Source organism: Pseudomonas sp. Leaf58 (assembly GCF_003627215.1).
GTDB lineage: Bacteria > Pseudomonadota > Gammaproteobacteria > Pseudomonadales > Pseudomonadaceae > Aquipseudomonas.
Genome location: NZ_CP032677.1, coordinates 4,651,725 through 4,663,387 on the forward strand (window position 1 = coordinate 4,651,725; position 11,663 = coordinate 4,663,387).

Here is an 11,663-nt window from a genome sequence, read left to right on the forward strand (position 1 = left end):
TGTAACCCTTTGTGAAAGCTAGACTACACGAAGTTCGGACGATCCTGACGCAGTGGCCGATTGGAAATAACTATCGGCCACCACGCTTCACGCCTTTCAAGCGCCTTTGAAACCTTTGCCCAGCAGGTACTGCTCGCGGGAACGGTCCCGGGAAGAAGACGGCTTGCGCATCTGCACCTTGTCGAACTTGGTGCGCACATCCTTCAAGTACATATCGAAACCTTCGCCCTGGAAAATCTTGATCAGGAAATCACCGCCTGGCTTCAGCACGCGGGTTGCCAGGTCCAGGGCCAGCTCGCAGAGGAACATGGCGCGCGGCATGTCCACTTCTGGCGTACCACTCATATTGGGGGCCATGTCGGAAATCACAAGGTCCACGTGCGAATCGCCGACCGCCGCGAGGATTTGCTGAAGCACCGCATCATCGGTGAAATCGCCCTGGATGAAGGTGACGTCGGGGATCGAGTCCATTTCCAGGATGTCAGAAGCGATCAGGCGGCCCTGCCCCCCAATCAGACGACTGGTCACCTGCGACCAGCCACCCGGGGCTGCGCCGAGGTCGATCACACTCATGCCGGGGCGGATCAGGCGATCTTTCTCCTGGATCTCCAGCAGTTTGTAGCTCGCACGCGAGCGGTAGCCGTCCTTCTGCGCTTGTTTCACAAAAGGATCGTTAAAATGCTCTCGCAGCCAGTTTGCGCTGCTTTTGGAACGTTGTACCACGGGGCACCTCGATGAATATGCGTCGTGATTGACTGGGCGGAGCCGGTGGCCCTCGGGTAAAATGCCGGTCAATTTTACAGAATCAGACGGAAAGGGTCAGATTATGCCGCTCAATAACGAGCAGAAGAAGCAGTACAAGTCCATTGGTCATGACCTGAAGCCGGTCCTGATCGTTGCTGGCAACGGTTTGAATGAAGGCGTTATCGCCGAACTGGAACGCGCCTTGGTCGACCATGAGTTGATCAAGGTCGAGATTCGCTCGGAAGACCGCGAAGAACGCGCCGAGACCATTGCCGAGCTGTGCAAGGCTGGCCGTGCCGAGCTGGTGCAGACCATCGGCAAGAAAGCCCTGATCTACCGCAAGAACCCACAGCCGAACAAGCAACTGTCCAACATCCACCGTTACAAGTAACGGCAAAGGGGCCGCTAAGCGGCCCCAGTGTTGTCGAGCCGTTTAGCGGCGCGCCCTGACCGGTACCGGCTGGGCCACCAGCACGATGCCGGAAAAGCCCAGCACCAGGAAACAGAACATCTGCCAGCGCTCACCCACGGAAATGCCGTAGCGCAACGTGTAGTACCCCACGCAAGCACCGAAGCCGAGCAACAGCATCTGGCCCCGGAACTGCCGCCACCAGGCCGCCAGGCCATCTACCCTCGCCAGCACTGCCAGCTGGGTCACCAAGCCAAGCAACGCCACGCCGATCAACCAGCGGTCGATCTGCCCGGCGATATCCTGCACCAGCAGCGGCGCCAGGCCACTGACCTTCAGCGCAGGCACCAGCCCCACATGGAACACCCACAGGCCACCGACCCAGAAAACCTGGGCCAGCTGCCAGAGGATCCCCTCGAGGGATGGCGCCCGCAGGCGCCGGTCAGATGTGCTTGACTTCGACAATCTCGTACTCGACCGTGCCACTAGGCGTCTTGACGACGACAATATCACCTTCTTCCTTGCCGATGATGGCACGGGCAATCGGCGCACCGGCCGAGAGCTTGCCCTTCTTGATGTCGGCTTCGTCCTCACCCACGATCTGGTAGGTCACCTGGTCACCGCTCTCGGTGTTTTCCAGGTCAACGGTGGTGCCGAAGATAACCTTGCCAGTGTGGGGAATAGTGGTCACGTCGATCACCACCGAGTTTTGCAGGCGGCCTTCGATATCACGGATACGTGCCTCGACCATGCCCTGCTCCTCACGGGCGGCATGGTATTCGGCGTTTTCCTTGAGGTCGCCCAGCTCGCGCGCTTCACCGATAGCCTGGCTCAGGCGCGGGCGCTCGGTCTTGCTCAGAAACAGGTGTTCCTCTTCCAGGGCGCGAGCGCCCTGGACGGTCATCGGGTACTTGGTAATGCTCATGCTTTCATTCCTGCATGCAGATCCTGCAGGCGACGAACGGTTTTTTCAGGACCGAATTTCAGCGCCTCGCAGATGGCTTCACCGGCCGCAATGGTGGTGGTGCAGTAAATTTTGTGCTGCAGCGCATTGCGACGAATCGAGTAGGAATCGGCGATCGACTGGCGGCCTTCGGTGGTGTTGATGATCAGCGACACTTCGTCGTTCTTGATCATGTCGACCACGTGCGGGCGACCTTCGGTCACCTTGTTCACACGGCGCACTTTCAGGCCAGCCGCTTCGATAACCTTGGCGGTGCCAGCAGTTGCAACCACTTCGAAGCCCAGGGCGATCAGGTCACGGGCAACGCCAGCCACTTGTGGCTTGTCGTCGTCACGCACGCTGATGAACGCGGTACCGCCGGTCGGCAGTACTTCGCTGGCACCCATCTGGGCTTTGGCGAAGGCTTCACCGAAGCTGTCACCAACACCCATGACTTCACCGGTCGATTTCATCTCAGGGCCGAGGATCGGGTCAACCCCTGGGAACTTGGCGAACGGGAAGACGGCTTCCTTGACGCTGTAGAAGTTCGGGATGATTTCCTGGGTGAAGCCCAGCTCTTTCAGGGTTTTACCAGCCATGACACGGGCAGCGATCATTGCCAGGGAAGTGCCGATGCACTTGGACACGAACGGCACGGTACGCGAGGCACGCGGGTTGACTTCGATCACGTAGATCTTGTCGCCCTGCAAGGCCAGCTGCACGTTCATCAGGCCGACCACGCCCAGCTCCAGGGCCATTTTCTTGACCTGTACGCGGACTTCGTCCTGCACTTCCTTGCTCAGCGAGTAAGGTGGCAGCGAGCACGCCGAGTCACCGGAGTGAACGCCAGCCTGTTCGATGTGCTGCATGATTGCGCCGATCACCACGTCGGTGCCGTCGCAAACCGCATCCACGTCCATCTCGATGGCGCAGTTGAGGAAGTGGTCGAGCAGTACCGGGCTGTCGTTCGATACCTGCACGGCTTCACGCAGGTAGCGCTTGAGCTCGTCCAGTTCGTAGACGATTTCCATGGCACGGCCGCCCAGTACGTAGGACGGGCGCACCACCAGCGGGTAGCCGATGCTGCCAGCAGCACGGATGGCTTCTTCTTCGCTGCGCACGGTGGCGTTTGGCGGCTGCAGCAGGTTCAGGCGCTGAACCATCTGCTGGAAGCGCTCACGGTCTTCGGCGCGGTCGATAGCGTCCGGGCTGGTACCGATGATCGGTACGCCGGCTTCTTCCAGAGCGCGAGCCAGTTTCAGCGGGGTTTGGCCGCCGTAGTGGACGATGACGCCTTTCGGCTTCTCGACGCGGCACACTTCCAGCACGTCTTCCAGGGTCAGCGGCTCGAAGTACAGGCGGTCGGAGGTGTCGTAGTCGGTGGAGACGGTTTCCGGGTTGCAGTTGACCATGATGGTCTCGTAACCGTCTTCACGCAGCGCAAGGGCTGCGTGTACGCAGCAGTAGTCGAACTCGATACCTTGGCCGATACGGTTCGGGCCACCACCCAGGATCATGATCTTGTCGCGGGTCGACGGGTTGGCCTCGCACTCTTCCTCGTAGGTGGAGTACAGGTAGGCGGTGTCGGTGGCGAACTCGGCGGCGCAGGTGTCGACGCGCTTGTACACCGGGAACACTTCCAACTTGTGACGGTGACGGCGCAGGTTCTTGTCGGTGATGCCCAGCAGCACAGCCAGGCGCTGGTCCGAGAAGCCCTTGCGCTTGAGGCGCAGCATGTAGTCCTTGTCGATCGCCGACAGGGCCAGGGTCTTGACCTTCTCTTCTTCCTTGATCAGGTCTTCCATCTGCACCAGGAACCACATGTCGATGCCGGTCAGCGCGAAGATTTCTTCACAGCTCATGCCCGAACGCATGGCATCGGCGACATACCAGATACGCTCGGCGCCCGGCACGGTCAGCTCACGCTTGAGGATGCTGCTGGCTTCCGGGCTGGCCAGGTCGACTTTCGGGTCGAGGCCGCAGGCGCCAACTTCCAGGCCGCGCAGGGCTTTCTGCAGGGACTCCTGGAAGGTACGGCCGATGGCCATGACTTCACCCACAGACTTCATTTGGGTGGTCAGGCGAGCGTCGGCTTTAGGGAATTTCTCGAAGGCGAAACGTGGCAGCTTGGTGACGACGTAGTCGATCGACGGCTCGAAGGACGCCGGGGTACGGCCGCCAGTGATGTCGTTCTGCAGTTCGTCGAGGGTGTAACCAATGGCCAGCTTGGCGGCAATCTTGGCGATCGGGAAGCCGGTGGCCTTCGAAGCCAGGGCCGACGAACGCGAAACGCGCGGGTTCATCTCGATCACGACCATGCGGCCGGTGTCTGGGCAGATACCGAACTGCACGTTGGAACCGCCGGTTTCGACACCGATTTCACGCAGCACCGCCAGCGAGGCGTTGCGCATGATCTGGTATTCCTTGTCGGTCAGGGTCTGCGCCGGAGCAACGGTGATCGAGTCACCGGTGTGCACGCCCATCGGGTCGAAGTTTTCGATGGAGCAGACGATGATGCAGTTGTCCTTCTTGTCGCGGACCACCTCCATCTCGTATTCCTTCCAGCCGATCAGCGATTCGTCGATCAGCAGTTCCTTGGTCGGCGACAGGTCCAGACCACGGGTGCAGATTTCTTCGAACTCTTCACGGTTGTAAGCAATACCACCGCCGGTGCCGCCCATGGTGAACGATGGGCGGATGATGCATGGGAAGCCAAGCTTCTCGAGGACCGCATTGGCCTCTTCCATGCTGTGGGCGATACCCGAGCGCGGGCACTCCAGGCCGATGTCTTTCATGGCCTTGTCGAAGCGCGAACGGTCTTCGGCCTTGTCGATGGTGTCGGCGTTGGCACCGATCATCTCTACGCCGAACTTTTCCAGAACGCCATGGCGCTCCAGGTCCAGGGCGCAGTTCAGTGCGGTCTGGCCGCCCATGGTCGGCAGGACGGCGTCCGGGCGCTCTTTTTCGATGATCTTGGCCACCGACTGCCATTTGATCGGCTCGATGTAGGTGGCGTCGGCCATGGCCGGGTCAGTCATGATGGTGGCTGGGTTGGAGTTCACCAGGATGACGCGGAAACCCTCCTCACGCAGGGCTTTACAAGCCTGGGCGCCGGAGTAGTCGAATTCACAGGCCTGGCCGATCACGATCGGGCCAGCGCCAAGAATCAGGATGCTTTTGATGTCTGTACGTTTTGGCATGGTTGTCACTCAAATCCGGGGTCAGTCGGCAAGCCGCTTTGAACAAGCTGGGTCAGGCGCTGCCGGGCGCGGCAGGTGCCGGCCCGGGGCCTTGAAGCAGGATGCTCAGCGGCGCTTGGCCATGGCATCGGTGAAACGATCGAACAGTGGCGCGACGTCGGTCGGGCCTGGGCTCGCTTCAGGGTGGCCCTGGAAGCTGAACGCGCTCTTGTCGGTACGCTCGATACCCTGCAGGGTGCCGTCGAACAGCGACTTGTGAATGGCGCGGACGTTACCCGGCAGGGTAGCTTCGTCAACGGCAAAGCCGTGGTTCTGGCTGGTGATCATGACCACGCCGGTGTCCAGGTCCTGGACCGGGTGGTTGGCACCGTGGTGGCCGTGGCCCATTTTCACGGTCTTGGCGCCGGACGCCAGGGCCAGCAGCTGGTGGCCGAGGCAAATGCCGAATACCGGGATCTCGGTTTCGAGGATTTCCTTGATCGCCTGGATGGCGTAGTCGCACGGCTCGGGGTCACCCGGGCCGTTGGACAGGAACACGCCATCCGGGTTGAGTGCCAGCACTTCGCTAGCCGGGGTTTGGGCCGGCACCACGGTCACGCGGCAGCCACGGGCTACCAGCATGCGCAGGATGTTCAGCTTGACGCCGTAGTCGAAGGCAACCACGTGGTACGGCAGGTCAGCGGCTTCGATGGTCGGGTGGCTGTCGGTCTTCAGCTCCCACACGCTGGAGCGCCATTCGTAGCGTTCCTTGGTGGAAACGACCTTGGCCAGGTCCATGCCTTTCAGGCCCGGGAAGCCACGTGCTGCGGCGATGGCGGCTTCTTCGCTGATGTTGTCACCGGCAAGGATGCAGCCGTTCTGAGCGCCCTTTTCACGCAGGATTCGGGTCAGGCGACGGGTGTCGATGCCGGCGATGGCAACGACGTTGTTGGCCTTGAGGTACTCAGGCAGCGACTGGGTGTTACGCCAGTTGCTGGCCAGCAGCGGCAGGTCACGGATGACCAGGCCAGCGGACCAGACGCGGTTCGACTCGGCGTCTTCCGGGGTAGTGCCGGTGTTGCCGATGTGCGGGTAGGTCAGGGTAACGATTTGCTGCGCGTAGGAAGGGTCTGTAAGGATTTCCTGGTAGCCGGTCATAGCGGTGTTGAATACCACCTCACCAACGGTCTGACCGTCGGCACCGATGGATTCACCGCGGAAAATACTGCCGTCGGCAAGGGCGAGTATGGCTGGCTTTGTCAAGAAGACCTCCCGTAAATCAAGCATGAAAGGGCGATCGCAGGTTGCAAAAAAGCGGAGTGACGTATGGACACGTCACCCCGCTTTCATGTGCTGAATTCAATTCGCTGCGCGCTTTTAGTGGACACACTAAAGCTGTAGCTTACAGAAAAGTGCGTTTTCGGTCTACCGCATATGTGTCTCTAAAACACATCAATGCGACAGACTGACACCGGCGCCACCCCTTCACGGGTGAACCCGCCCCACAGGACTTGCGCAAGCCCCAAGCCCTGCAAGGACCCTGTAGGAGCGGGTTTACCCGCGAAGAAGCCAACACCGCTCGAACGACTTAACGCAGCTCGAGCACATCCTGCATGTCGTACAGGCCAGGCTCACGCCCATCCAGCCACAGCGCCGCACGCACGGCGCCCTTGGCGAAGGTCATGCGGCTGGAGGCCTTGTGGGTAATCTCGACGCGCTCGCCTTCGGCGGCGAACAGCACCGTGTGGTCACCCACCACATCACCGGCACGCACAGTGGCAAAGCCAATGGTTTGCCGCTCACGCGCACCGGTCTGCCCTTCACGGCCATACACGGCCACTTCCTGCAGGTTACGGCCCAGCGCCTGGGCAACCACTTCACCCATGCGCAGCGCAGTGCCAGACGGTGCATCGACCTTGTGCCGGTGATGCGCCTCGAGAATCTCGATGTCCACGTCATCACCGAGCACCCGCGCCGCGGTATCCAGCAGCTTCAGGCATAGGTTGACACCCACGCTGAAGTTGGCGGCGAAGACAATCGGAATTTCCTTGCCGGCTTCGACCAGCAACTGCTTCTCTTCGGCGGTGAAGCCCGTGGTACCGATGACCATGGCCTTGCCCGCCTTGCGGCAGAACGCCAGGTTCTTCAGGGTCACCGAAGGGTGGGTGAAGTCGATCAGCACGTCGAACTCGTCGACCACCTTGCTCAGGTCGTCGGAAATCGGCACACCAATACGGCCCAGGGCCGCCAACTCACCGGCATCGGCACCCACCAGCGTGCTGTCCGGGCGATGGATCGCCGCGGTCAGGCCCGCCTGCGGGGCCTGCTGCTGCACAGCTTCGACGAGGGTCTTGCCCATTCGCCCTGCCGCGCCCATCACTGCAATACGTCGCATAGCCATTTCCTTGTCAGAGATCGCCGAAGAAGCGCTTCACGCCATCGAACCAGCCACTGGCCTTGGGCGAGTGGGAGCTGTCGCCTTCCAGCGAATCACGCAGCTCTTCGAGCAGCTCGCGCTGGCGGCGGCTGAGGTTGACCGGGGTTTCCACCGCCACACGGCACAGCAGGTCACCCGCACCACCACCACGCACCGGGGCAACGCCCTTGCCGCGCAGGCGGAACTGCTTGCCGGTCTGCGTACCTTCCGGAATTTTCAGCTTCACACGGCCATCAAGGGTCGGCACTTCCAGCTCGCCACCCAGGGCCGCATCGGTGTAGCTGATCGGCACTTCGCAATACAAGTGCTTGCCATCGCGCTGGAAGATCTCGTGCTCACGCACGTTGATCACCACATACAGGTCGCCAGTCGGGCCACCATGCGTACCAGCCTCGCCCTCGCCAGACAGGCGGATGCGGTCGCCGGTATCGACACCCGCCGGCACCTTGACCGACAGGGTTTTGTATTCCTCGACACGGCCTTCGCCGTGGCACGAGGTGCAAGGGTCGGTAATGATCTTGCCCTGGCCATGGCAGCGCGGGCAGGTTTGCTGCACCGAGAAGAACCCTTGCTGCATGCGCACCTGGCCGATACCGCCGCAAGTCGGGCAGGTCGACGGGGTCGAGCCCTTCTTCGCACCGGAACCGTCGCAAGGCTGGCAATTGACCAGGGTAGGCACACGGATGCTGACCGTGGTGCCACGCACCGCTTCTTCCAGGTTCAGCTCCAGGGTGTAGCGCAAGTCGCTGCCGCGCTGCGCGCCGCCACGCCCGCCGCCGCCGCGGCCACCACCGAAGAAGTCACTGAACACATCACCGAAGATGTCAGAGAAGTTAGCGCCACCGAAGCCGGCACCGCCACCGCCCATGCTCGGGTCGACACCGGCGTGCCCATACTGGTCGAAGGCCGCGCGCTTGCTGGCGTCAGACAGCACTTCGTAGGCCTCGTTGGCCTCCTTGAATTTGTCTTCCGACTCTTTATCGCCCGGGTTGCGGTCCGGGTGGTACTTCATCGCCAGCCGACGATAAGCCTTTTTGAGATCACCTTCACTGGCGCCGCGCTCGACACCCAGGACCTCATAATAATCACGCTTGGACATAGGTCATTTGCACCTTGTTGGGCGTCTGGCATCTGCGCCACGCCATCAGCACCTGCCTGTTGCCCACCAGGGCCACTGACAGACGCTGTAAAAATTCTCGAATTCCAGATACGCCAACGCGGGAGCAAGCCCCCGCGCGGCGACATCCTACCAGCTCACCGCCAAACGGCGGTGAACTGGCCGACAACATGCAGGGATTACTGCTTGTTGTTGTCTTTCACTTCTTCGAACTCGGCGTCAACCACGTCATCGTGCTTGGCTTCCGGCTCGGCCTGCTGCGCGCCGCCCTGAGGCTGTTCGGCCGATTGCTCGGCGTACATCTTCTGGGCAACCGGCGCAGAGACCTTGGACAGCTCTTCGACCTTGGCTTCGATTGCAGCCTTGTCGTCGCCTTTGACAGCGGCTTCCAGGGCAACGACAGCAGCCTCGATGGCGGTTTTCTCTTCGGCGGTAACCTTGTCACCCGCGTCAGCGACCATCTTGCGAGTCGAGTGAACCAGCGCGTCACCCTGGTTACGGGCAGCGGCCAGCTCTTCGAACTTACGGTCTTCCTCGGCGTTAGCCTCGGCGTCACGCACCATACGCTCGATTTCTTCGTCCGACAGGCCGGAGTTGGCCTTGATCACGATCGACTGCGACTTGCCGGTGGCCTTGTCTTTGGCGCTGACGTGCAGGATACCGTTGGCGTCGATGTCGAAGGTGACTTCAATTTGCGGCACGCCACGTGGAGCTGGCGGAATGTCGGCCAGGTCGAACTTGCCCAGCGACTTGTTCTGCGCAGCTTGCTTACGCTCACCCTGCAGCACGTGAATGGTCACAGCGCCTTGGTTGTCGTCCGCAGTCGAGAACACCTGCGACTTTTTGGTCGGGATGGTGGTGTTCTTCTCGATCAGCGCGGTCATCACGCCACCCATGGTTTCGATACCCAGGGTCAGCGGGCTGACGTCCAGCAGCAGTACGTCTTTCACGTCACCGGCCAGAACCGCACCCTGGATAGCAGCACCCATAGCCACAGCTTCGTCTGGGTTGACGTCCTTGCGCGCTTCTTTACCGAAGAAGTCGGCAACGGTTTTCTGCACCAGCGGCATACGGGTCTGGCCGCCGACCAGGATCACGTCGTCGATTTTGCTGGCGTCGATACCGGCATCTTTCAGGGCGATGCGGCAAGGCTCGATGGTGCGCTGCACCAGCTCTTCAACCAGCGACTCCAGCTTGGCGCGGGAGATTTTCACGTTCAGGTGCTTAGGACCGGTAGCGTCTGCAGTGATGTACGGCAGGTTGACGTCGGTCGACTGCGCGGACGACAGCTCGATTTTGGCTTTTTCAGCGGCTTCTTTCAGGCGCTGCATAGCCAGAGGGTCGCCCTTCAGGTTCATGCCGGACTCTTTCTTGAACTCTTCGACCAGGTAGTCGATCAGCAGCATGTCGAAGTCTTCGCCACCCAGGAAGGTGTCGCCGTTGGTCGCCAGTACTTCGAACTGGTGCTCACCGTCGACTTCAGCGATTTCGATGACCGAAACGTCGAAAGTACCGCCACCCAGGTCATAAACGATGACCGTGTGGTCGCCCTTGGCCTTGTCCATGCCGTAGGCCAGTGCAGCGGCGGTGGGTTCGTTGATGATACGTTTTACGTCCAGGCCAGCGATGCGGCCGGCGTCTTTGGTCGCCTGGCGCTGGCTGTCGTTGAAGTAGGCCGGCACGGTGATGACCGCCTCGGTCACTGGCTCGCCGAGGTAGTCTTCGGCGGTTTTCTTCATCTTTTTCAGGACTTCGGCGCTGATTTGCGGCGGCGCCATTTTCTGGCCGTTGACTTCAACCCAGGCGTCACCGTTGTCGGCCTTGGCGATTTTGTACGGCACCAGCTGGATGTCTTTCTGCACCACCTGCTCTTCGAAACGGCGGCCGATCAGGCGCTTCACCGCGAACAGGGTGTTGTGCGGGTTGGTGACGGCCTGGCGCTTGGCCGACTGGCCAACCAGGATTTCGCCGTCGTTGGCGTAGGCCACGATCGAAGGGGTAGTACGCGCACCTTCGGCGTTTTCGATGACCTTGACGTTACCGTTTTCCAGAATGGAGACGCACGAGTTGGTGGTCCCCAGGTCGATACCGATGATTTTGCCCATGTTAACTCTCCCGAAACTTGAATTTGGTAGCAGCGGCTACTGAGGCCAACTGCGGTAATACTTGAAGGCTTGACACCTAAATGGGGATGCCCCGGTGGATTTCAAGCCTTTTCATTGATCGAGGGTTGCGCCGCGCTCGGCGCCTTGCTGACCACCACCATGGCGGGGCGCAGCAGACGGCCGTTCAGCAGGTAACCCTTCTGGAACACGTTGAGCACGCTGTTCGGCTCTACGTCGCCGTTTTCCTGCATGGCCATGGCCTGGTGGTGCTCAGGGTTGAACGGCTGGCCGTGCGGGTCGACAGCTTCGAGGTTGTAGCGCTTGAGGGTGTCCTGGAACATCTTCAGGGTCAGCTCGACGCCTTCGCGGATCTGCTTGACGTGCTCGTCTTCGGCACTGGAGTGCGCCAGCGCCAGCTCCAGGCTGTCGATTACCGGCAGCAGGTCGCTGGAGAACTTCTCCAGGGCGAATTTGTGGGCTTTCTCGACATCCTGCTCGGCACGACGGCGCACGTTCTGCAAGTCGGCTACGGCGCGCAGCGACTGATCCTTGGCGGCGGCCAGCTGTTCCTCGAGTTCCAGAACACGGGCGTCAGTAGTGGTTTCTGCACCGGTTTCTTCAACGTTAAGGTCTTTTTCGTTCAGCTGTTCGTCAGCCATGGGGTCTCTCCTGCGCAATTTTGTGGACTGCGAGCCAGGCTCGCCTTGGATGTCGGCTATATGGGGCCGG

The 11,663-nt window shown here is 60.9% G+C and carries 10 protein-coding genes; 1 reads left to right on the forward strand and 9 read right to left on the reverse strand.

Annotated elements, in window-relative coordinates:
* Positions 1-96 precede the first annotated feature (96 nt).
* On the reverse strand, positions 97-723 hold the full coding sequence (gene rlmE, locus DV532_RS21655) for a 23S rRNA (uridine(2552)-2'-O)-methyltransferase RlmE (protein WP_056795090.1): 627 nt from the start codon (positions 721-723) through the stop codon (positions 97-99).
* Positions 724-826: 103 nt separating this feature from the next.
* Between rlmE and yhbY the strand changes: the two genes are divergently transcribed.
* Entirely contained in the window at positions 827-1,135 is a 309-nt protein-coding gene (gene yhbY / locus DV532_RS21660; protein WP_003249945.1) for a ribosome assembly RNA-binding protein YhbY, read from the forward strand.
* Between the two features lie 42 nt (positions 1,136-1,177).
* Here yhbY and DV532_RS21665 read toward each other — a convergent pair whose 3' ends face one another.
* The 8 genes from DV532_RS21665 to grpE all read right to left on the reverse strand — a co-directional run bounded on the left by DV532_RS21665 (position 1,178) and on the right by grpE (position 11,593).
* On the reverse strand, positions 1,178-1,618 hold the full coding sequence (locus DV532_RS21665; RefSeq protein ID WP_082476740.1) for an MFS transporter: 441 nt from the start codon (positions 1,616-1,618) through the stop codon (positions 1,178-1,180).
* Positions 1,596-2,078 (reverse strand): transcription elongation factor GreA, encoded by a 483-nt coding sequence (gene greA, locus DV532_RS21670; RefSeq protein WP_082476739.1) that lies wholly within the window; start codon positions 2,076-2,078, stop codon positions 1,596-1,598. Before greA ends, DV532_RS21665 begins: the two co-directional genes overlap by 23 nt.
* Positions 2,075-5,296 (reverse strand): carbamoyl-phosphate synthase large subunit, encoded by a 3,222-nt coding sequence (gene carB / locus DV532_RS21675; protein WP_056795087.1) that lies wholly within the window; start codon positions 5,294-5,296, stop codon positions 2,075-2,077. Before carB ends, greA begins: the two co-directional genes overlap by 4 nt.
* A gap of 105 nt (positions 5,297-5,401) precedes the next feature.
* Positions 5,402-6,538: a glutamine-hydrolyzing carbamoyl-phosphate synthase small subunit gene (gene carA / locus DV532_RS21680; protein ID WP_056795083.1), complete on the reverse strand. Its 1,137-nt coding sequence runs from the start codon at positions 6,536-6,538 to the stop codon at positions 5,402-5,404.
* 325 nt (positions 6,539-6,863) lie between these two features.
* Positions 6,864-7,670 (reverse strand): 4-hydroxy-tetrahydrodipicolinate reductase, encoded by an 807-nt coding sequence (gene dapB / locus DV532_RS21685; protein WP_056795081.1) that lies wholly within the window; start codon positions 7,668-7,670, stop codon positions 6,864-6,866.
* Between the two features lie 13 nt (positions 7,671-7,683).
* Positions 7,684-8,811 carry a molecular chaperone DnaJ gene (gene dnaJ / locus DV532_RS21690; RefSeq protein WP_056795079.1) on the reverse strand — a complete coding sequence of 376 codons (1,128 nt, stop codon included), beginning with the start codon at positions 8,809-8,811 and terminating at the stop codon, positions 7,684-7,686.
* Positions 8,812-9,008: 197 nt separating this feature from the next.
* Positions 9,009-10,934: a molecular chaperone DnaK gene (gene dnaK / locus DV532_RS21695; RefSeq protein WP_056795076.1), complete on the reverse strand. Its 1,926-nt coding sequence runs from the start codon at positions 10,932-10,934 to the stop codon at positions 9,009-9,011.
* A gap of 101 nt (positions 10,935-11,035) precedes the next feature.
* Complete coding sequence (gene grpE / locus DV532_RS21700; protein WP_056795072.1) at positions 11,036-11,593, reverse strand: nucleotide exchange factor GrpE; 558 nt, start codon at positions 11,591-11,593, stop codon at positions 11,036-11,038.
* Positions 11,594-11,663: the final 70 nt, after the last annotated feature.